The sequence below is a fragment of the Paenibacillus cellulositrophicus genome (genome assembly GCF_009363095.1).
Taxonomy (GTDB): domain Bacteria; phylum Bacillota; class Bacilli; order Paenibacillales; family Paenibacillaceae; genus Paenibacillus_AQ; species Paenibacillus_AQ favisporus.
This window is the reverse complement of record NZ_CP045295.1, coordinates 816,190-838,082: the sequence shown is the minus strand read 5'-3', so window position 1 is coordinate 838,082 and position 21,893 is coordinate 816,190. Positions and strand designations below refer to the sequence as shown.

The following is a 21,893-nucleotide window of genomic DNA, read 5'->3' as shown; positions in this document are numbered from 1 at the left end:
ATTCCCGGAATGATGAACCATGGCTGCCGCCTTAATCTGACGTTTCGGTGAACTTTTTGCGTAGGAGTCCCCATTGCGTGTAATTACATAATAAGAAGTTTTTCTTTCAAAGGGTGCAGGTTTTTGAAGGGATTTATGCATCGATATTAGGAAGGAGACGGGCTTTGAAACGGTAAATACATATTTATTCCGAAAAAGAGGGGAGGTGACTAAAAGAAACAATAGAACTAGGAATAAATGGAATTAAAAAGCTATAATTCGCCTTATCCTGGCTATTTTGAAATGTATTGACCACTGTATGAAAATGTCATTGCATAATCATGCATTTTTATTGTATGATTAGAACCGTGGTTTTTCGCCGGATACGGATCATGCCTTTGAACAACAATAAGTATCATTGAAATGGACAGGAGAGATAGATATGAAAAAATGGGGTATTCTAACGGCATGCATTCTGCTGGCAGGCTCCCTGCTTGCCGGATGTGGTAGCAAACCTTCGACTGAAGGCGGCACGGCAGCGGGCGAACAGCCGGCCAGCGGCAAGACAATCGTGCTTGGAACAAGCGCGGACTTCCCGCCGTACGAATTTCATAAAATGGTGAACGGCAAGGACCAAATCGTCGGCTTCGATATCGAAATCGCCAAGGAAATCGCCAAAGACATGGGGGCGCAGCTTGAAGTCAAGGACATGAGCTTTGATGCGCTTCTCGGCGAGCTGTCCACCGGCCGCGTAGATTTTGTCATTTCGGGCCTTACACCAAACGAAGAACGCAAGAAACAAATCGATTTTTCGAACAACTACTATAAGGCGGAGCAGGCCGTTGTCGTCAGAGAGGCTGACAAAGACAAATACAGCACGATGAAAGCTCTGGAAGGAGCTTCGCTCGGCATTCAGAAGGGTTCGATCCAGGAGGACATCGCCAAGACGATTCCGGGCGCGAAGATCACCGGTCTGGGCAAAATTTCCGACATCGTGCTGCAGCTGAATTCGAGCCGCGTGGATGCCTCCATCATGGAGAAGCCGGTAGCCGAAGCATACATCAAGAACGTCAAAGGTCTGGTAATTGCGGATGCGGTTCCTGATTATAAGGAAGACGGCTACGCGATCGGGATCAAAAAAGGTAACACTGAGCTCGTGAACCAAATCAACAAAACGCTGGACCGTCTGAAATCCGAAAACAAGATTGAGAAGTACGTTGCCGAAGCGAGCGATTTGGCTGCACAGAAATAGAGGTTAAGCTGTCTGTTCTCATTTTATACATCGGAAAAAATAGCGAAGCGAATTCGCTATTTTTTCTGTTCAATGATGGGTACCTTGTTTCAAATATGTCCCGATCTGTTGTATACAGGGAAAGGATGGGACAGGCAGGTATGATGACAAAGGAGGTTCTTGGGTCTTTATGAATATGTTCTCCGTTTTTTGGGATTACCGGACGTATTTTGCGACAGGTATCCAGTATACACTGCTCCTGGCGGCCATCGGCGTCATATGCGGCTTCGTGCTGGGCATTATTATATCCTTGATGCGGATGTCCCGCTTTTGGCTGCCGAAGATGATCGGTTCGGTGTGGGTGGAAGTTCTCCGCGGTACCCCGATGGTTGTTCAGCTGTTTATTATTCACTACGGCCTCGTGGCCTTCGGGGTCAAATTTACGCCGATCGAGTCCGGTGCAATTACGTTGTCCATTAACAGCTCCGCATACCTTGCGGAAGTGTTCCGTGCCGGAATCCAGGGGGTGGACCGAGGCCAGTCGGAAGCGGCCCGTTCCCTGGGAATGACGCGCAGCATGACGATGCGGTACATCGTGCTGCCCCAAGCTGTAAAAAGCGTGCTGCCGGCCATCGGTAACGAGTTTATTACGATTATCAAGGAATCATCCATCGTATCGTTTATCGGCGTCACCGACTTGATGTACCAGTCGGGGGCTATCCAAGGGATTACGTATGATTACCTCAGTCCGCTGCTGGTCATTGCAGCCATCTACTTTATTATGACGTTTACCTTGTCCAAGCTGCTGGGGGCATTTGAAAGGAGGCTGAATACCGATGATCAGCGTTAAAGATTTGCGCAAATCGTTCGGCAAGCTGGAGATTCTGAAAGGGATCGACATCGACATCGCCAAAGGCGAGGTCGTCGTCGTGATCGGCCCCAGCGGCTCGGGGAAAAGTACCTTTCTCCGCTGTTTGAATCTGCTCGAAACGCCTTCTGGGGGGCAGATTACGTTTGAAGGTGAGCCGATTACGGACAAACGCCACAACATCAATGCCACACGCGAAAAAATGGGCATGGTGTTCCAGCATTTCAACCTGTTCCCGCATAAATCGGTGCTGCAGAACCTCATGCTGGCCCCGGTTAAGGTGAAAAAGCAGCCGCCGGCCGAGGCGGAACGCATTGCCCTCGACCTGCTGCGCACGGTCGGATTATCCGACAAGAAGGATGCGTATCCGTCCCAGCTGTCAGGCGGGCAGAAGCAGCGGATCGCCATCGCGCGGGCGCTGGCCATGCAGCCTCACGTCATGCTCTTTGACGAGCCGACTTCGGCGCTGGACCCGGAAATGGTCGGCGAAGTGCTGGAGGTCATGAAGAAGCTCGCAGAGGGCGGCATGACGATGGTCATCGTAACCCATGAAATGGGATTTGCCCGGGAAGTCGGCGACCGGATCGTCTTTATGGACGGCGGACAAATTGTCGAGCAGGGGACGCCTGCAGAAGTGTTCGGTAACCCGCAAAACAGCCGCACGAAAGATTTTCTGAGCAAGGTCCTTTGACAAAGAACCTCATCTAAAAATGATAAAGCCATGGACGAGAATATTACTCATCCAGGGCTTTTTTTGTACCTTTTCATGAATAAATCGTTAAAATGAATGAAGATGTTGTAACTTTTTTGAAAGGAATTGAGCCGTTGCTCTCTTGCTTAAGTCAGCTAACAACTCTATATAAAGCCTGATATTTCGAGGCTTTTGTATTGGTAACATTTTCATGCGCACAGGTTACAAAATTGTGATATATTTGTTGAGCCGAAACTTTTAAGGTAAAGTGCGGGGGATGTAATTTGTGTACATAGTACGCTTGGGGTGAATCGCACCAACAGGGCGTAGGGTTGTCTCCTCAATCCGAATCCGACAGCTAACTTCGCAGGCATCACGACTTAAGGAGGAACCATGAAAAGATTTAAAGGAATCAAGACACTTGCAGCCATCATCGGCATTTCTCTGGCGGTACAGACGGTACCCACGTTTGCGGACTCGGTCCATGTAGCGAAGGATGGAGACACCTTCTATACACTATCTAAACAATATGGCGTTAATTTGAATCAACTGATGAATGCAAATCCGAATGTACAAGCAACCAATATTTATCCGGGCCTGAAATTAAACGTTCCCGGAGCAAGCACAGCCAAGGCATTTGCCGCAGAGGACAGCGGCTCCATCATCACGGCTGCTTCCCTGAACGTCAACGGCGATGACAAAGTCGTGGAAGCATGGGGTAAAACCTTCGATTACTCCAAAACGCTGGACGTCCAAGCTACGGCATACTCTTCCGCAGCTAGCGAAAACGGCAAGTGGGGCGCAGTGGATTACTTCGGCAATCCGCTGAAGCTGGGAACGATCGCGGTTGACCCGTCCGTTATTCCATTGGGAACGAAAGTGCTGGTTACCGGTCACAGCTTCCCGGGCCTTCCGAAGAAAGCCTTCGTAGCGACAGCTAAGGATACCGGCAGCGCGATTAAGGGGAAACGCATCGACATTTTCGTGCCGGGCAGCCCGGAAAGCGTCAGTGCCTTCGGGTTCCAGGACGTTGAGCTGTACTTCATTAAATAGTCAATGCTATTCATAACAACACGGAAAAACCGGCTTTTGTACTCAAGCCGGTTTTTTTGTACGCTCAGCGCATTACTTGTCTTTTGGAACGTGAAGTAACCTCGGCAGCGTGACGAATGAATAGCCTTTATTTTTCAAGGTCCGAATAATGTCCGGAAGGGCATCGATTGTACCGCTGAGATTGGACGTGGTTCCGCCTCCCGCATGCTGAAGAATGATCGAGCCTTGCCCAACGGTGGACAGCACGTTGCGCTTGACCGCCTCCTTGCCGATTCCTTTCCAATCCAGCGAATCGACGTTCCAGTTTACGATTTTGTAGCCCTGCTGCTTGGCCCAGCGAAGTTGGCGTTCCGTGATGTCTCCATAAGGCGGCCTGATCAGCTTGGGCTTATAGCCGACGATGCCGTAAAGCGTGTTCTCCGTCCGCTTAATCTCGGCTACATATTCCTCCATCTCCAATTTGTGAAACACGGGATGATTATAGGAGTGGTTTCCGATCACATGTCCTTCACGGACGATGCGCTCGACCAGCTCGGGATGCTTCTTCGCCCGGCTGCCCATCACAAAAAAGGTGGCTTTAATATGATGGGCTTTGAGAACATCCAGGATCTGAGGAGTAAACCTGGGATCCGGCACGTCATCAAAGGTTAGGGCCACCTCTTTGACGCGCGGACCGTGAATTTTGAACGTTTCGGGATATTTTTTGATCAGCTGGCCGAGCGTAAGGATCTGCTGTTCCTTCCGCTTTTCTTTCGCCTCCCGGCTGCTGGTTTCCCGTGCAGGTTCGGAACCTGACGGATGTTCCGGGGGTTCACCGCCTTGAGCGGCGGCTGCCGGCCACCCGGACTGCCAAGGACAGATCAACAACAAGATCAGCAGGGAAGACAGCAATGTGCATAACAGCTTCTTTTTCATCCGTCTCGACTCCTTTCCACCGCGGACAAACAGCGAAAACATGATTATCCTTGTTATGTCCATAAGTTGATGCAATTATGTTGCTTTAAATCAGATGCTGGGCCACATTTTCATATCGTTCGGCAAAGCGTGTATAATAGAACTGATGGATTATGGTCGCTGCACGTTGGCCGTAACCGCGAGGTATGGACGATGAACGGCGGCGCTGCAATCATATAACCCTGTTGTCATATAGGTTTAATCACATACAACATAAAGGAGACACGAAGCAATGGCAGATCTATTTACACCTTATGTACTTAAAGGATTATCTCTGAAAAACCGGATTGTTATGCCTCCGATGTGCCAATATTCGGTACAGGCTGAGGACGGGATCCCTAACAATTGGCATTATGTCCATTATGTATCCCGCGCAGTCGGCGGAGCCGGATTAATTATCGTAGAGATGACGGGGGTTCATCCCGACGGACGGATTACGAACCGGGATACGGGAATATGGGATGACGGGCAGATCCCTGCTTACCGCAAAATCGTCGACGAAGTGCACGCCCATGGCGCAAGGATCGGCATCCAGCTGGGTCATGCCGGCCGCAAGGCGGAGGACGCGAACCCGCCCGTAGCCCCATCGGCTATCCGTTTTGACGAGAAATATAAAATTCCGAGAGCTTTGTCCACCGAAGAGGTCCAGAGTCTGGTTACCGCCTATGGGGAAGCGGCCCGGCGCGCGGTGGAGGCCGGCTTTGATACGGTGGAGATACACGGCGCTCACGGCTATTTAATTCATCAGTTCCATTCTCCGCTGACCAACCGAAGAGACGATGCGTATGGAAAAGACCTGGCTTTGTTCGGAGAAGAAGTTGTTAAAGCCGTCAAGAAGGCGGTCCCTGAAGACATGCCTGTTCTGATGAGAGTGTCAGCCAAGGAGTACGTAGACGGCGGTTATGACGTCGATTACTGCGCGGAAATCTGCCAACGATACCGGGATGCGGGCGTGGACGTATTTCATATTTCCTCTGGCGGTGAAGGTCATATCGGATCGAACGGCGGACCGAAGGCTGGCTCGGGGTACCAGGTGGAATTGGCGGAACAAATGAAGGCAAAGCTAAATGTGCCGGTAATCGCTGTCGGCCGCTTGGAAAATTACGAGGAAGCGCAGCAGGTGGTGCTGGAAGGAAAGGCAGATCTGGTCGCAGTCGGCAGAGGCATGCTGAAGGAGCCTTACTGGGCGCTCCATGCGGCTCAAGAGCTGAATGCAGAACAGAAGATCCCGAAACAGTACTTGCGCGCATTTTAACGAGACACTACGGAGATAAAGCTAATCAAGCATTCACAACAAAACGCTGGAGTCAGATCGGTTGGATCGGCTCCAGCGTTTTTTTAAACGGTAAACATAGCCTTGAATGAATGCTCATTGCTGCTATATTATGGAAGATGAACAAACCCGAAAAAAATTTTGGCGATTTTTGAAACGGTCCTAAAACTGCTGCGTAAAAGAGTATCAAGAAGAACACATTAACCTTTCAGGAGGAACAAGAAACCATGGCTATTTTCAAAAGACTGCGCGATTTAACAATGTCCAATATTAATGCGATTATCGATAAGGCAGAAGACCCGATCAAGATGACGGACCAATATATCCGCGATATGACCGAAGATTTGGAAGACGCGGAAAAGGCTGTAGCCGCTCAAATCGCTATCGAGAAAAAATTCAAGCAGCTGTACGAAGAGCAGCAGGCGCTCGTTGAGAAGCGTACCCAGCAGGCACACACCGCAGCCCAGGCACAGAACGTTGAGCTGGCCCGCCGTGCGCTGGAAGAGAAAAAATCGGCTGAGCAGAAAATGAACGAATACAAAGCAAGCTACGACCAGAACAAGGCTTCCGCCGACAATCTCCGTGCCAAGCTTGAGGAAATGCGCAAGCAGCTCACCGAAATGAAGAACAAAAGAGAGACGCTGGTAGCCCGCTATAATGCGGCCAAAGCGCAAACCGAAATCAACAAGGCGATGAACGGCTTCAGCACCGATTCTGCGACGAACGGCATGAAGCGGATGGAAGAGAAGATGCTGCAGATGGAGGCGCAAGCCGAAGCCAGCAACGAAATGTCCGCCAAAGGCAAATCGCTCGACGACGAGTTCGAACAGCTCGGCAAGGATAAAGAGGTTGAAGATGAGCTGGCAGCGCTCATGAAGCAGTACGATAACAAATAATCTGCCATAAACCGGGTATGATGAATAGCGAAGGGGAACATTTGTCATATTTCTCCTTCGCTTTTATTATGTATGAGTGAGACGTTGATAAGATGTGGAGGCTAAGGTGGATGGATTTTAATATCATTAAAGGGATTCTGGTATGGACAGGTTCCGGGGCGATCCTGCTCTTTATTTTGATGTTTGTGGATTCGCTGTTTACCAAGTACAAAGATTTTGAAGAAGTGAAGGCGGGCAACATGGCGGTCACCTCGCGCCTGGTCATCAAGCTGCTGTCCCAGGGTTACATTCTGTCCGTTTCGATTCGGACTTCGAATAACCTGCTGGAAGCGCTTGTCGTATCGATCGTCTCCTTCTTGATCTTACTCGTGCTGGAAGCGATCGTGCGCGTCTTGATGAGATGGTGGGCAAAGCTTGACCTGGATACAGGTACACAGCAAGGCAAAGTGGGTTATGGCCTGTTTGCCGGTACGATCCATTTGGTGGGCGCCCTCATCATTACCGCCTGCCTGTAGCACGACCCCAATATATATTAAAGTTTGATTACCTAAGGAGTTATAGCATATGAGTGTATTTAAAAGAATCGGCAACCTGTTTGCCAAGCCGGAACCGCCGAAACCGGAGAAAAGCATGCTGGCGCTGATGCCGGGAGATATTTGCGAGGTATCGCTGGTCACATACGAAGTCATCGGACGCGTGCACAACCGCGGAAGAAACGCCGTTCTGCTCACACTCCGGGACGGGAACACGATCGCTTACCTTAATATTGAAGAGCGCGAGACTTTGGAGTATGAATTGTACGCTCCCATCGACGGCCGGCTTGACAACCCTGCCGAAGTACCAACCGAAATCGAACTGGACGACCGGGTTTACTATATGGAAGAAGAATACATCGGTCATGTGTTGATTCAAGGCAAAACCCCGTTTACGCAAGGGGGAGAGCAGCACGTATGGCAGTACCAATCCGACGATTATCATCTGCTGCGGATCGAGTGGCAGAACGGACGCTTTATGCTGTATGAAGGAGAGAAAGTAATCCCAGGTGATGTGAAAGTCATCCGGGCCAATTAGAGGTGGGGCACATGATGGGTAAGAAGAGAAGCAGGTTTCTCGGCCTGAAGCTTCTGCTTGTCGCCAGCCTTGTGCTGTCTCTGCTGACCGGATGCGGCATCGGCTCGCCAAACGTCAAGGAGACATATCCGCTGGAGTCGGTGAACCGCGACGGTAACGCTACGTCGTATGTGTACCGGGCCGCGGACAAGACGGTTCCCGAGGTTGCGAAGGAGCTGACGGACGAGAAGAAGCCCGACCAGATGTCGCCGGAAGATGCCGACCGGATGTTCCTGGTGTACGGTAACGAGTGGTACCATCTGCAGAAAGATACCGCCAAGCCAAGCGATACGCTGATCGAAATCGACTCGCAGCAATACGTGCAGCGGAATTACGATTCAAGCTTTCTTCAGGGATATCTGACGGCCGCGCTCATCGGACAACTCTTTGATTCGTTCGGCGGAGGAGGCTCTTACCGGGGGTATACGAGCAGAGACATTTATCAGCCGAAGCAGGGAACGTACCACAAGCCGACGACCAACGATAAAAAAGTGGCGCCGCCGCTGACGGTTGAGAAGAAGGGCTCGATTCTCCGCCGCGGCAAAAACAGCGACACGAATCCGAGCGTCGGTTCCGGAGGCAGCATTTTTGACCGGAAGAAAGATACCAAGACTCCGAGCAGGGGCAGCATTTCAAGGGGCGGCAGCAGCGGCTCCGGCCTGTTTGATGCACCGAAGCGGTCGTATACGAAGCCGAAAACCCGCGTCGGGTCAGGCAAGATCACAAGGCGCAGGTGACGGCTGGCCGCAAGCGAATATCCTGATGCCGTGTTCACGGCAGACGAAAACGCACGAAGCATGGATTCGTGCGTTTTTTTGTGTCATGATAGACAGTGGAGATATTCAGCTACGGAAGGATGATACATAATGGCTCAGACACGAACCGATTACGATAAATTTCACCGGAAACCGATGCAGGTCAAGGATGCCCAAAGGTTGATCGCCGGGTATGTCGAGGCAGGCGCTGTAGAAACGGTACCGCTGGCGGAGAGCGTCGGGCGCTTTTTGGCCGAGCCCGTTACCGCCCCGCATCCTTTTCCGCGGTTCCGCCGCTCCGGAATGGACGGGTACGCGATATGTTCCGCCGACACCGCTTCTTGCAGCTCGGACGATCCGGTCTGGCTGGAAGTCATCGACGAGATTCCTTGCGGCAGCGTGTCCAGTCAAGTGATCCGGCCGGGGACGGCTGCGCGGATTATGACAGGCGCGGAAGTGCCAGACGGCGCGGACGCTGTCGTCATGCTGGAGATGACGGAGCAGCAGGAAAAGGACGGGCGTGCCCGGGTTGGACTGAAGCGAAAAATCCAGGAGGGGCAAAACATAACCCCGATCGGCCTGGAGGTTCAGGAAGGACAGCTGCTGCTTAGCCCGGGGACCCGGATTTCGGCCGGGGAAATCTCGGTGCTGGCGACGTTCGGCATTCACCGTGTCCCGGTGTACCGCAAGCCGCGGATCGCGATTTTCTCGACGGGGTCGGAGCTGCTGTCCGTCGAAGAGCCGCTGCAGCCGGGTAAAATCCGCAACAGCAACACGTACATGCTCGCGGCCCAGGTGCGGGAAGCGGGGGGCGAGCCCTTGATTCTGGAAGCCATTATGGACGATTTGCAGCTGGCACAAGCACGGGTCGAGGAGGCGCTGCAGAAATACGATGCAGTCGTGACCAGCGGCGGTGTGTCGGTCGGCGACTATGACATTATGGGCGATCTCGTCCGCAGCGGCGGAGTGGAGATGCTGTATAACAAAATCGCCATGCGTCCCGGCAGCGTCACGACGGCGGCCGTGAAGGACGGCAAGCTGCTCTTTGCGCTGTCCGGCAATCCCGGCGCCTGCTTCGTCGGCTTTGAGCTGTTCGTCCGGCCGACCATTCAGGGCATGATGGGAAGAAAGAATGCCTACCTTAAGGAGTGGACAGCCGTCCTGGACGTCGACTATACGAAGGTGAACGCCTTCACCCGTTACGTTCGCGGAAGAATGGAAGTCCGCGATGGATTGGTGTATGCCGTTCCGGCAGCGGTGGACGAATCGAGCGTCATGGTGACGATCAAGGACAGCGACTGCCTGATTGTCATTCCGCCCGCCAAGGCAGTCACACCGGCCGGATTCAAGGTGCAAATTTTGCTGCTTAAAGAGGGATCGAGATGAGCCGGCAAGATGTGAAACCGCCCGTCTGGCAAATCGTCGGATATAAGAACAGCGGCAAGACGACGCTCGTCTGCAGTCTCGTCGAGAGGCTTGCAGCCAAAGGCATACGGACAGCAGTGATTAAGCATGACGCTCACGATTTCGACATCGATCATCCGGGAACAGACTCGTACCGGCACCGGAAATCGGGGGCAGGTGCAGTCGCCCTAGTGTCCTCGCGGCGTACGGCCGTGATCGAGGAAGCGGAAACCGGGCTGGACGAGCTCATCGGGCGGTTTTCCGCATACGATATGATATTGGTGGAGGGCTTCAAGCAGGCGGAGTACCCCAAACTCGTGATGGTCCGCAGCCAGGAAGATCATTCGCTCGTTTCCGAATTAACATCCGTGAATGCGATCGTCTCCTGGCTTACCGATGACAAGGTGAAGGGGAACATGGAAGTGCATCCGGGTTCCGTTCCGGTATTTGGCGTCAATGACACCGGCCGGATCACAGAATGGCTGCTTCACCATAGTAAGCACGGTACAAAGGAATGAACGGAAACTAACCGTTTGCAATAAAAAAACAGCATGCCCATCCTGATGTACCGGATGCCGCAGGCTGTTTTTTATTGTGACCGCACCTAAAGCCGTTACGGTTCCAGCCTCCGCTCAATCGCCTCGGACATCGTTTTGTCCGTGAGATGGGCGTAAACCTCCGTCGTTTCGGTTGAGGCGTGGCCGAGCTGCTCCTTCGTTTTGTAAATATCGTTCTGCAAATAATAGTCGGTGGCGAAGGAATGCCGGAGCTTATGTACGGTGAGATAAGGCTTGCCGAAGCGCTTGGCATACTTGATGATCATCGCCTGGATCGCCCGTTTGGTCATGCGTCCGCCTTCCTGATGCCCGTTCGGAAGCGCTGCAAACAGCGCTTTTTCCCGCTTTGGTACCTTGTATCTGGACTGACGAAGGGTAAGGTACTGGGCCAAATCATCCTTGGCCTGCTCACGGAAATAGACCGGGGTCTTGAACGTCTCGTCGTTATTGCCCTTCCGGTACACATACAGCATCTTGTTGTTCATGTCCAGATCATCGACATCCAGGTTAACGACCTCGGACACCCGAAGCCCCGAATTCAAAATCAGGCTGGCAATGCAGGCGTCGCGTTCCTTATTCAGCTCATGGGCGTGGAGCGCCTGCTTGTTATTGACGACATCTTTTGCGTAGCCGTCCATAATATAGCCGATAAACTCCAGCAGCTCGTCTTCCTCGAGGATCTTCCCTTTCAGCTTGGCGGCCGTGTCTTTCGGTTTGTGGATCCGTTTGATCTCCACCTTCGCCATAATGTTGCGCTTCAGAAGCGGATAAAAGTTGTCATCCTCGGCAATTTGGCTTAAGTAATGAAACAGGGAGCGCATGGAAGAAAGCTTGCGGGAGACGGTAATTTTGGAGTTGGCGCTCTCCCGGCGGGTCGTTAAATACAAGCGGTAGCTGACCACGTCTTCCATCCGCAGCACCTCCAGCTCTTCCAGCGTTACCTTGCCGTTGTCCGGCGCAGCGGACAATCCTTCGGCCCGAAGCCAGTTGAAGAACGTTTCGTAATCCCGGATATATTCAAGCAAAGTGGACGGCGACAGATCAGGCAGCTTGTAATCGATAAATTGCTGGACGTACCAAGGCATGGTCAGCACTTTGTCGTCGAGCTTTTTCCGGTCTTGTTCCTTTTGAACGTTCATCGTCATCCCTCATCTTTCCTTTTCTTCGTATCTTTTTATATTAACACAATGGGCGAACAGATGTCCGCTTCAATTATGTATATGTCAGGGAATCCGTCCGCGTATAACCTTGCCCGTCCTTTGACAAAGTTATATAGTGGAAATGAAGTCAGGATCGTGAACAGGAAAATAGGAAGGTGAAGTTATGGAGTTCAGGCTGGACCTGGTTCCGCACAAGCGCAGGCAAGTGATCTACAATTTGATGCAGCTGTATATGTACGATTTTTCCCGCTACCAGGATATCGTGGTGGATGATAACGGCAAATTTCCCGAATACCCGGGAATCGACGAGTACTGGCGCAGGGGAACCGGCAAGCATGCTTTTTTGATTTCTTACGACAAAGTGCCGGCCGGTTTTGCGCTGGTGGACCGGTTGTACGACCCGATCGAAGGCGACTTTTACATGACGGAGTTTTTTATTATGCAAAAATACCGCCGCACCGGCATGGGAACCTGGGCAGCGCAGGCGCTGTTCGATCGGTTCAAGGGCAGATGGAAAGTGACCCAGATCAAAAACAATCTGCCGGCCCAGGCCTTCTGGCGGAAAGTGATCGGCAGCTACACGAACGAGCGGTATTCGGAGAAGGTTCACCCGCAGTATGGCAATATCAGCCAATATTTTAGCAGTTTATAGATGGAGCTAAATACATAGGCTCACGTTGGCAGGGAAATCGAGCATTTCTTGAACCGGAACGGGCCGGGGAGGAAGAATCGTCAATGCCAGCGGTTTAGCAATCCTCCGCTTCGGGTAAACATCTCATATACTGCGTAAAAGTCACTTCGTATCTATGAACGCATCCAATTATGAAACCAGGGAGGATTTCATTATGGAAAGACGGGCATTCGGCAATACAGGCATGGAAGTGAGTATTTTGGGCTTTGGCGGCGCGGAGATCGGCAAGGAAACGGACCTTTCCAAAGTCGAGCAGCTGCTTGGCAGCGCGCTTGATGCGGGACTGAACATGATCGATACGGCGGAGTGCTACGGCGACAGCGAGGAGCTGATCGGCAAAACGATGGCGAACCGCCGCAGCGAATATTATTTATTCACCAAGTGCGGACATGCCTCCGGCTTTGATTATAAAGATTGGGACCCTGAGCTGCTGGAGAAAAGCATCGACCGCAGCCTGAAGCGGCTGCAGACCGATTATGTCGACTGCATCCATCTGCACAGCTGCTCGGAGGATGTGCTGAGACAGGGTGCGGTGATCGAGGTGCTGCAAAAGGCCAAGCAGCAGGGAAAGGCGCGGTTTATCGGATACAGCGGCGATTCGATTGACGCATTGTATGCGGTGCAAACCGGCGTGTTTGACAGCTTGATGGTGTCGCTCAACATCGCCGACCAGGAAGTGATCGACCTGACGCTGCCCGAAGCGCGCAAGCGGGGAATGGGGATCATCGCCAAGCGGCCGATCGCCAACGTAGCCTGGACTTACGACAAGCTTCCCGAGAACGCCTACCCGTATAAATACTGGCAGCGGCTGAAGGAGCTGCAGTATGACTTTCTGCGGGACAACGAGCAGGCGGTGGCGGATGCCCTTCATTTTACGCTGGATACGCCCGGGGTGGATACCGCGATCGTGGGAACGAACAAGCCCGGGCGCTGGTCGCAGAACGCTGAGATGCTTGCAAGCACGAGCCTGAGCCATGATAAGTACCAGGAGATCCGGGCGCGCTGGAAGGAAGTGGCCCCGCGGGACTGGGTGGGTCTGACGTAAGTAGACCAGCCTGACGTAAGGCGATCAAGTTGAATGGACTCATGAAAAAGCACTACGAACTGGAATCATTTGCCCGATAGAGAAGGCTCCCTCTGGAACACTTCAAGTTCCGGAAGGGAGCCTTTTTGCATGCCCGGAGACCAGGTCAACCACTCTTATTCAGCCTTTCCCAGCTTCGTTTCGCTAAATTGAAGACGGTACTGCCCTGGCGTCATTCCCTCAAGCTTTTTAAACATCCGGTTGAAATATGGCGGCTGATAGCCTACCGATTTAGCGATTTCGTTCATTTTGAGGTCGGTCGTCAGCAGGAGCTTTTTGCAGCGGCCGATTTTGAGCGCCGTTAAATAATCAATGTAATTCGAGCCGGTCATTTGGCGGAACGCCTTGCTGAGATGCGACACGCTGACTCCGGCTTCCATGGCGAACGTCTCGAGGGAGATATCGCACATGTAATTGTCGTGAATGGTTGCCAGCACCTGGTCCACGATATCCTTCATGGCATGTTGGTAGCTCTTGGACAGCATGTCGATGTACGGACGAATTACCCGTTTGCCGAACCACTGGATACATGCCTCGGAGTCCCTTAGCGTCCTCAGCTCCTCTTCCAGCTGGACGCCGTCAAAGAGGGCGTACGGGTTATGTCCCGACTGCAGCATGGACCGGTACAGGCTGCTCTTCAGGCGCATCAGTCCCTGGTGGACGACCCATTCCGGTGCGCCTTCATTTTTCAGAGCGGTCACGAACCGCTCCAGGATGTCGGCCGCCTCGCGTTCCAGCCCGAGGTTCAGCGTGTGCGTAAATTCCTGCTCCAGATCGTACGGAAAATCGACCTCGGGATTCGCCTGCTCCAACACGGCGGTTGCATCCAGCAGCTGGCTCTCCGACGTAAACGTGCGGTAGCTGAGCGCTTTGCGCGACTGTTCCAGCAGGTAAGGAATGTCCATCCACAGCGACGCCGGGCCGTTCACGACGATCGTCGACGGCATGCGCAGCACGTGCTCTAGCGTGCGGAGCATATCCCCGCCAAGCCGGAGCAGTTCATCCCGCGCATCGTCCATGGTGGAGGTTTCCGGAAATATCAGCACCGCGGCAATCGAACCGTCGAGCAAATCGAGCGTATGCACATAGGCGGCCGACGCCTCCGACATTTCGCCGACGATGTTGATGGCCGCGTAGGTGATGAGCTGGCTGTCCTTTTCCGTCAGGGGTGCCTTGTGACCGTCAAGTCCGTGCAGCTGGCAGACCGCGACCGAAAACAGGCAGCCTGTCACGTCGAGCTGCAGGGCGCGAAGCTTTTCGGTCATTTCCGTCTCCGATAAATGGGCGGCTTGTCCCAGCACAAACTGGTTGATCAGCGCTTCCCTGACTTTGGGAGTGGATTGATCCAGCCGGCTCTGCAGCGTCTCGTTGGCAAACCGGTACTGCTGCCATTTTGTCTCAATGTAAGCCATTTCGTCGGACGGATCGGCATCTTCATCCGCTTTGCCGTCCCTGAACAGATCCATGACTTTACGGAACGGCTGGTAGAAGCGGTTGGACGCAAACCAGCTCAGCCCGAGCGCGGCGATGAGAGACACGATCCAATAGACGACCACCACATGCGTATAGGCACTGTTGGGCGCGGTGACTTTGGATGACGGGGTACCCGTCACAAAGGTCCAGATCCGGTTCATTTTTTCAAAAGAAACCGCATTCATGAGGAACTGCTCATGATCCGCACGGATTTGAAAGCGCGACTGGCTGTCATACGTGCGCTTGGTCGAGCCGAGCTGTTCCATGATCCGCGGCAGCAGCTCGGGATACGATTTGGCGGCATCCGACTGTCCAATGACCACGTCGCTACCATCGAGAACATAGGCGGCCTGGTCGGGGGTCACGTTCAATTGGAGCATGGCCGGGTTGACGTAGAGGACGAGCGCCCCGTAAGAGGTTTGGCCGTTAAAAGGCAGCTTCATGACGATTGCATGCTTGGAGCCGCTGCGCCCAAACGGCCGGGTGAGATGATTCGTCCAGAAAATGCCCTTATCCCCGTTCATGAGACTGTTCCAAACGGCACGATCCGCCGGATCGTCCAGCGTGCGCAGGCCGAGGACGGGCTGCAGCAGCACATTCTGCTTCGGTATGTACAAATAAGCCTGATCGATCAGCGATTCCCCGTTTTCGATCAGCGACATCGTGTCCAGCAGCTCCTGGGTCTTTTCGAACTCATCGACATAGTTCATGTCAGCGATCGCAGGCTTAAAGATGGGGTTGGCCATCATGTGCAGGGCGTACTGTACCAGCTGGGCGAACTGGCCGTCGATTCTGCGCACCGATTCCCGCAGCATGATCTCGTTATTTTGCTGATACTGTTGGATCAGGTACCGGTTGCCGACATACCCGCCAATGCAGCTGACGATCGTGATCGGAATACAGGTCAGCAGGATCGCAAGCGCGATGCTTCTCCAGTATACGGTCCCTTTCGATGCGAACCTTTTCGCCAAGTAGTCTCTCAACATGGTATCCACTCCCGCTCGTTTGCTTCCGCCCTGAATCTTGATTATGACGATAGTATGTCTATCATAACGAACGGCAGCGGGGTTGAATAGACCTGTAACCCATGAATTTCCGCCAGTCAAAAAAGTGCAATCCCCAGAAACGGACACGCGGAAATGATTGATCGAAAGTGGCCTCGGCCGCTTCGATTAAAGAATAGGGCATGACCATGGGTGGTGGCGCCTGTTCTAGCGGGAAAGAAAATCGAATTGCCGGAAATCCGGCCGCTCTCTAACATGATTCACATAAGCGGCCACAGGGGCGGCAGGCTCACAACCTCCGGATGGATATCAACCCGGGCAGCAGCCAGCCATCCCGATTGCCGCGGACCGGCAAGCTGGGAACCGACATTTTTGACGAAAGAGAGGGAGCGCGATGAGCGAAACATCGATGGGCGGGCAGTCCGAGCAGCGATCCGCCCCGGGGAAATCTGCCCCGCTAAGGGAGATCACGCTGAAGAAGCGGAGGCTGTGGCCTGATCTTCGGCGCGACAAGTATTTGTATTTACTGGCCATGCCGGGGCTGCTGTTTTTCATTATTTTTAAGTACATCCCCATTACGAATCTGGTCATTGGCTTCCAGGATTATTCCCCTTACCTGGGGATCATGGGCAGCAAGTGGGTCGGATTCGAGCACTTTGTCCGCTTTTTCTCCAACCCCGATTTCTGGATGCTGCTCCGCAATACGCTGGGCATCAGTCTGATGAATCTGGTGTTCTTCTTCCCGGCTCCGATTATTTTGGCGCTGATGATGAACGAAGTGAGAAATCAGATCATGAAGCGGTCGGTTCAGTCGCTGATCTATATTCCGCATTTTCTGTCCTGGGTGCTGATCTACGGGCTGACGTATTTGATGTTCTCCCAGTCAGAAGGGCTGATCAACAAGCTGCTGGAGGCAAGCGGGAAGAGCACCGTCGATATTTTATCGAATCCGCATTATTTCTGGGGCATGCTGACGGTTCAGTCCATTTGGAAGGAAGTAGGGTGGGGTACGATCATCTTCCTCGCGGCGATCGCGGGCGTCGATCCCCAGCAGTATGAAGCAGCTGTCATGGACGGTGCCGGGCGGTTCCGCCGGATGTGGCATATTACGCTGCCCGCGATGCGCAATGTCATTATGATCCTGTTCATTTTGCGCCTCGGCACGATAATGGACACCGGCTTCGAGCAGGTGTATCTGATGATGAACGCGGCGGTAACGGAGGTGGCTGAAGTGTTCGATACCTATGTATACCGGGTCGGCATTCGCCAAGGCGAGTTCAGCTACAGCACGGCCATCGGCCTGTTCAAATCGGTCGTCGGCGTCGTCCTGGTCGTCCTTGCGAACAAGGCGGCTAAACGCCTGGGTCAAGACAGCTTGTATTAAGGTAAAACTTCGAAAGGAGAGTTGCAGCGGATGGAACTGTCCCTGACCTGGAAAGACCGCCTGTTCAGCCTGTCCAACGGAGGGCTGCTGATCCTGTTCAGCCTGGCCATGGTGTTTCCGATTTATTATACGATTGTGCTTTCGTTTACGGATCCGACAGAGTATTATACGAGGGATTTGATTTTGTGGCCGCATCACTGGTCGCTGGACGCGTACCGATATCTGCTCGGCAACGGCTTGTTCGTCAATTCGGTGCTGATCAGCCTGTTTCTGGCGACTGTGGGCACGCTGCTGAGCTTGCTGGTGACCGGGGGACTGGCCTATGCCATCTCGGTCCGCCGGCTCCGGTTCCGCAAGACGATGATGGTCATGATCCTGATTACGTTTTTGTTTACGCCGGGACTTGTGCCGCTGTACATGGTAGTCCGAAACCTCGGCCTGATCGACAGCGTCTGGTCGCTGATTTTGCCGTCGCTGACGAGCGGCTGGTACGTGCTGCTGATGAAAGGCTTTTTCGACAGCATCCCGGACAGCCTGGAAGAGGCCGCGCGGATCGACGGCTGCACCGAAATCAGCGTGTTCTGGCGGATTATCATTCCGTTGTCGCTGCCGGCGGTGGTCGCTTTCGGGCTGTTTTTTGCGGTGGGGTACTGGAATACCTATTTCAACGCGATCATGTTCATTAATGAGCAGAACAAATGGCCGCTGCAGGTGCTCCTGCAAAATATGCTCGTCGATCCGACGACGATGGGCGGCGGCGAGAACGCCAATATCAGCGTTACCATGAACCGGCAGATGCCGACGGAGACGCTCAAAATGGCCGCGGTGGTCATTGCGACGGTTCCGATTATGCTCGTATATCCGTTCCTCCAGAAGCACTTCGCCAAAGGGGCGATGGTGGGCTCGGTCAAGGAATGAAGATATATAACAGGGTAAATCCAAGGGAGGTTATTCTCTATGAAAAAACAAGCAGAACAAAGTGCAAGGCAATGGTTCATCAAAACGTTCGTTGTGGCGGTGGGCACCAGTCTGCTGCTGTCCGCCTGCGGCGGCGGGGGTAAAAGCGGCTCGGCGGATTCTTCGGCCCCGACCAAGATACAGATGCAAACGCTGAATTACGCGACGGAGTTTATCGACAATACGAATCCGATCTGGAAGGAATTTGAGAAGCGCACGAACACGCAGCTGGATATTACCTGGCTGTCACCGACAACGTCCGAGGAGAAGATCAATGTCATGCTGGCATCCGGCGATCTGCCGGAGGTGACGTTCGTGGAATCGCTGCTGAATCCACAGCTGCAAAAAATGATTGGCCAAGGCGTGTTCTGGGATCTGACCCCGTTCATCAAGGATTACCCGAATCTGAGCCAGCCCGCGCTCGCCGAAATGTGGACGGATTCGAAGGTCGACGGCAAAAATTACAGCATTCCCCGCTATTACCCGAGCTATGGAGGAGGGGCGTTCCCGATTCTGCGCAAGGACTGGATGGACAAGCTGGGACTGCAGACCCCGACCACCATGGACCAATTTTTCGACGTGCTGAAGGCGTTCAAGGAGAAAGACCCGAACGGAAACGGCCAGGCGGACGAAATTCCGTATGCCGCCAACAGCGATACGATGGGCTTTGTGTATGGAGTGTTCAACGGCGTGCAGGGTGCCTGGAAGCTGAAGGACGACAAGCTGGTGCCGACGATTACGGAAGACGCGTCGCGGGATGCGCTCCTCTGGATCAAAAAAGCGTATGACGCCGGACTGTTCCCGAAAGATTTCGCGATCCTGAAGTACTCCCAGACGGTCGACCTGATCCGGGGCGGCAAATCGGGCGGCACATCACAGTCGATGAACCACGCCTGGGTGACGGGCTCCAAAATCAGGGAAGTGGTGCCGACGGCCGATTACATGCCGATTACCTACCTGCAAAACGCGGAAGGGGAGAAATATACGCCATCCGGATCGCCGTATTACGGCGTGTACCTGATCCCGAAAAAAGTGCCGGAAGCCAAGGTGAAGAAAATCCTTGAATTTTTCGATTACGCGTACGACAAGGAAGGCAATGAGCTGGCAACTTACGGCATTGAGGGCGTCGACTACACGGTCGAGAACGGCCGCAAAATCCCGACGCCGCAGGCAGCCAAGGACCAGGTGGGCGACGGCAACATGAACAACCTGATCCATCTCATCAGCGACGATATGTCGATCGGAGCGGTCGGCATGCCGGACGACGTATACAACCGTAATGTGGAAATCGTCAATGAGCGCAAACAAATCAAGACACCGAACCCTGGCAACGAGCTGTACTCCGAAGCTTACAATAAATACTATCCGGAAATTTCGAAAAAAGTGAGCGATATGCGAACCAAAGTGATCATCGGCAAGGATACGATTGAAAACTACGACAGGCTCATCGAGCAGCTCCGCAGCGATCCGACGCTGAAACAGGTTGCGGATGAGATGACAGAGGCTTATCATAAAAAAATGGAAAGAAAGTAACCTCCAAATCCCATTCATGAGAGAGGCGAAACGATGAGTGTACTAAGCGTTCAAGGCAAGCAGTTTGTGTGGGACGGCGAGCCCATCCGCCTGGTTTCCGGGGCGATCCATTATTTTCGGGTCGTTCCCGAGTATTGGCGGGACCGGTTAACGAAGCTGAAGGCTTGCGGCTTTAACACGGTGGAGACCTATGTGGCCTGGAATATCCATGAGCCCAGAAAAGGGGAGTTCGTGTTCGATCACGGGGCGGATCTCGTCCGCTTCGTCGAAACGGCCGGTGAACTCGGCCTGCATGTCATCGTAAGACCCAGCCCGTATATTTGCGCCGAATGGGAATTCGGCGGTCTGCCCGCCTGGCTGCTCAAGGAACCGGGCATCCGGCTGCGCTGCAATGACCACCGGTATTTGGGCCACGTCGATGCTTATTATGACGTGCTGATTCCGAAGCTGGTTCCGCTGCTCAGCACGAACGGCGGGCCGATCATCGCGATGCAGATCGAGAACGAATACGGCAGCTATGGCAATGACAAGGCGTACCTGAACCATTTGAAGAAAGGGCTTACATCCCGCGGCGTGGACGTGCTGCTGTTCACCTCAGACGGGCCGGGAGATTTTATGCTGCAGGGCGGCATGGTGGAGGGCGTGCTGGAGACGGTCAACTTCGGGTCCCGTGCGGTTGAAGCCTTTCAGGAACTGGAAGTCTATCAGCCGGACAAGCCGGATATGTGCATGGAGTTCTGGAACGGATGGTTTGACCATTGGGGCAAGCCGCATCATACCCGCGATGCGGCGGATGCTGCGCGCGTGTTCGAGGACATGCTGGCGGCCGGCGCTTCGGTCAACTTCTATATGTTTCACGGCGGGACGAACTTCGGCTTTTACAACGGGGCGAACTGCGGGGAAGAAGGGTACGCGCCGACCGTCACCAGCTATGATTACGATTCCCCGCTGAATGAATGGGGAGAGCCGACAGAGAAGTTTTATGCGGTCCGGGACGTTCTGGCCAAATACGTGGACCTGCCGGAACTGCAGCTTCCCGATCCGATTGAGCGAAAGAGCTACGGCGAGGTCCGCCTGACCGACCGGGTCGGCTTATTCGACTCGCTGTCTGACCTGTCTGACGCGGTGGAGCGGGCTGTGTCGGAAACGATGGAGCAGCTGGATCAGGACTACGGCTTTATCCTGTACACGACCTTCGTCTCTGGGCCGCGCGGCGAAGCCGACCTGATCCTGCAGGAGGTGCGGGACCGTGCACTCATTTTTGTCGACGGGGAGTACCGGGGCGTCGTGCAGCGCTGGGATGAGCAGCGCAGCCTGAAGCTGACGATTCCGGCCGGCGGCGCGAAGCTGCAAATTTTGGTGGAGAACCTTGGAAGAGTTAATTACGGGCCGTACATGCACGACCCGAAAGGGATTACCGAAGGGGTCCGGTTAGGCAACCAGTTTTTGTTCGGATGGACGATCCACACGCTTCCGCTGAACAACCTGGACCAGCTGGCGTTTGTTCCGCATCTGAAGCAAGAAGATGCCGCCGGCTTGGATGCTGCGAGCCAGAATACCCCGACATTTTACAGAGGGGCTTTTGAGGTAAGCGGAACCGCCGATACCTTCTTGGACGTCACAGGCTGGACAAAAGGCGTCGCTTATATCAACGGGTTTAACCTCGGCCGGTACTGGGAGGTTGGACCGCAGTCCACGCTGTATATCCCGGCACCGCTGCTGCGCGAAGGCCGGAACGAAATCATACTGTTCGAGCTGCACGGTACGCGGCAGCCGTCCGTTACGCTGGCGGATCAGGCAAAGCTGGGTTAAAGCGAACAAAGTTAATTCCTGCAA

The 21,893-nt window shown here is 53.6% G+C and carries 18 protein-coding genes, 1 pseudogene and 1 riboswitch; of the genes and pseudogenes, 16 read left to right on the top strand and 3 right to left on the bottom strand.

Annotated elements, in window-relative coordinates:
- The first annotated feature begins 421 nt into the window (after nt 1–421).
- The 3 genes and pseudogenes from GCU45_RS34535 (at nt 422) to GCU45_RS03685 (ending at nt 3,822) form a co-directional block, all read left to right on the top strand.
- Nucleotides 422–2,060, top strand: a pseudogene (locus GCU45_RS34535) (ABC transporter permease subunit).
- A complete protein-coding gene (locus GCU45_RS03690) occupies nt 2,047–2,769 on the top strand; it encodes an amino acid ABC transporter ATP-binding protein (protein WP_145158832.1) in 723 nt (240 codons plus the stop codon). The pseudogene GCU45_RS34535 and the gene GCU45_RS03690 overlap by 14 nt, the downstream one beginning before the upstream one ends.
- 237 nt (nt 2,770–3,006) lie before the next feature.
- A riboswitch (cyclic di-AMP (ydaO/yuaA leader) is annotated at nt 3,007–3,159 on the top strand.
- A gap of 3 nt (nt 3,160–3,162) precedes the next feature.
- Nucleotides 3,163–3,822 (top strand): 3D domain-containing protein, encoded by a 660-nt coding sequence (locus GCU45_RS03685; RefSeq protein ID WP_152398111.1) that lies wholly within the window; start codon nt 3,163–3,165, stop codon nt 3,820–3,822.
- 72 nt (nt 3,823–3,894) lie between these two features.
- Here GCU45_RS03685 and GCU45_RS03680 read toward each other — a convergent pair whose 3' ends face one another.
- The gene (locus GCU45_RS03680) at nt 3,895–4,737 is read right to left on the bottom strand and encodes a polysaccharide deacetylase family protein (protein ID WP_152398110.1); all 843 of its coding nucleotides are present in this window, start codon (nt 4,735–4,737) and stop codon (nt 3,895–3,897) included.
- A gap of 271 nt (nt 4,738–5,008) precedes the next feature.
- Between GCU45_RS03680 and GCU45_RS03675 the strand changes: the two genes are divergently transcribed.
- The 7 genes from GCU45_RS03675 to mobB all read left to right on the top strand — a co-directional run bounded on the left by GCU45_RS03675 (nt 5,009) and on the right by mobB (nt 10,732).
- Nucleotides 5,009–6,031 carry an NADH:flavin oxidoreductase/NADH oxidase gene (locus GCU45_RS03675; RefSeq protein ID WP_152398109.1) on the top strand — a complete coding sequence of 341 codons (1,023 nt, stop codon included), beginning with the start codon at nt 5,009–5,011 and terminating at the stop codon, nt 6,029–6,031.
- Between the two features lie 245 nt (nt 6,032–6,276).
- Nucleotides 6,277–6,945 carry a PspA/IM30 family protein gene (locus GCU45_RS03670; RefSeq protein WP_145158840.1) on the top strand — a complete coding sequence of 223 codons (669 nt, stop codon included), beginning with the start codon at nt 6,277–6,279 and terminating at the stop codon, nt 6,943–6,945.
- A gap of 110 nt (nt 6,946–7,055) precedes the next feature.
- Nucleotides 7,056–7,460: a DUF350 domain-containing protein gene (locus tag GCU45_RS03665; protein WP_076171403.1), complete on the top strand. Its 405-nt coding sequence runs from the start codon at nt 7,056–7,058 to the stop codon at nt 7,458–7,460.
- 49 nt (nt 7,461–7,509) lie between these two features.
- A complete protein-coding gene (locus GCU45_RS03660; protein WP_152398108.1) occupies nt 7,510–8,016 on the top strand; it encodes a DUF4178 domain-containing protein in 507 nt (168 codons plus the stop codon).
- A 14-nt stretch (nt 8,017–8,030) separates the two neighbouring features.
- Nucleotides 8,031–8,792 (top strand): DUF4247 domain-containing protein, encoded by a 762-nt coding sequence (locus GCU45_RS03655; protein WP_076171407.1) that lies wholly within the window; start codon nt 8,031–8,033, stop codon nt 8,790–8,792.
- A gap of 129 nt (nt 8,793–8,921) precedes the next feature.
- Nucleotides 8,922–10,196, top strand: coding sequence for a molybdopterin molybdotransferase MoeA (gene glp, locus GCU45_RS03650; protein WP_152398107.1), 1,275 nt, complete (start codon nt 8,922–8,924; stop codon nt 10,194–10,196).
- On the top strand, nt 10,193–10,732 hold the full coding sequence (gene mobB / locus GCU45_RS03645; RefSeq protein WP_152398106.1) for a molybdopterin-guanine dinucleotide biosynthesis protein B: 540 nt from the start codon (nt 10,193–10,195) through the stop codon (nt 10,730–10,732). The genes glp and mobB overlap by 4 nt, the downstream gene beginning before the upstream one ends.
- Nucleotides 10,733–10,827: 95 nt before the next feature.
- On the opposite strand, the gene xerS is transcribed toward mobB, so the two are convergent.
- Nucleotides 10,828–11,910, bottom strand: coding sequence for a tyrosine recombinase XerS (gene xerS, locus GCU45_RS03640; RefSeq protein WP_152398105.1), 1,083 nt, complete (start codon nt 11,908–11,910; stop codon nt 10,828–10,830).
- A 184-nt stretch (nt 11,911–12,094) separates the two neighbouring features.
- Here xerS and GCU45_RS03635 point away from each other — a divergent pair, with 184 nt between their 5' ends.
- Entirely contained in the window at nt 12,095–12,583 is a 489-nt protein-coding gene (locus tag GCU45_RS03635) for a GNAT family N-acetyltransferase (RefSeq protein WP_152398104.1), read from the top strand.
- Nucleotides 12,584–12,776: 193 nt separating this feature from the next.
- Nucleotides 12,777–13,667 carry an aldo/keto reductase gene (locus GCU45_RS03630; RefSeq protein WP_152398103.1) on the top strand — a complete coding sequence of 297 codons (891 nt, stop codon included), beginning with the start codon at nt 12,777–12,779 and terminating at the stop codon, nt 13,665–13,667.
- A 155-nt stretch (nt 13,668–13,822) separates the two neighbouring features.
- Here GCU45_RS03630 and GCU45_RS03625 read toward each other — a convergent pair whose 3' ends face one another.
- Nucleotides 13,823–16,165, bottom strand: a complete 2,343-nt coding sequence (locus tag GCU45_RS03625) for a helix-turn-helix transcriptional regulator (protein WP_152398102.1) — start codon at nt 16,163–16,165, stop codon at nt 13,823–13,825.
- A 412-nt stretch (nt 16,166–16,577) separates the two neighbouring features.
- Between GCU45_RS03625 and GCU45_RS03620 the strand changes: the two genes are divergently transcribed.
- Genes GCU45_RS03620 through GCU45_RS03605 form a run of 4 tightly spaced genes read left to right on the top strand, consistent with a single transcriptional unit; the run spans nt 16,578 to nt 21,869 of the window.
- Nucleotides 16,578–17,567 (top strand): ABC transporter permease, encoded by a 990-nt coding sequence (locus GCU45_RS03620; RefSeq protein ID WP_244364424.1) that lies wholly within the window; start codon nt 16,578–16,580, stop codon nt 17,565–17,567.
- A gap of 30 nt (nt 17,568–17,597) precedes the next feature.
- Nucleotides 17,598–18,485: a carbohydrate ABC transporter permease gene (locus GCU45_RS03615; RefSeq protein WP_152398101.1), complete on the top strand. Its 888-nt coding sequence runs from the start codon at nt 17,598–17,600 to the stop codon at nt 18,483–18,485.
- Between the two features lie 39 nt (nt 18,486–18,524).
- On the top strand, nt 18,525–20,057 hold the full coding sequence (locus GCU45_RS03610; protein WP_152398100.1) for an extracellular solute-binding protein: 1,533 nt from the start codon (nt 18,525–18,527) through the stop codon (nt 20,055–20,057).
- 33 nt (nt 20,058–20,090) lie between these two features.
- Nucleotides 20,091–21,869 (top strand): glycoside hydrolase family 35 protein, encoded by a 1,779-nt coding sequence (locus GCU45_RS03605; RefSeq protein ID WP_152398099.1) that lies wholly within the window; start codon nt 20,091–20,093, stop codon nt 21,867–21,869.
- Nucleotides 21,870–21,893 lie beyond the last annotated feature (24 nt).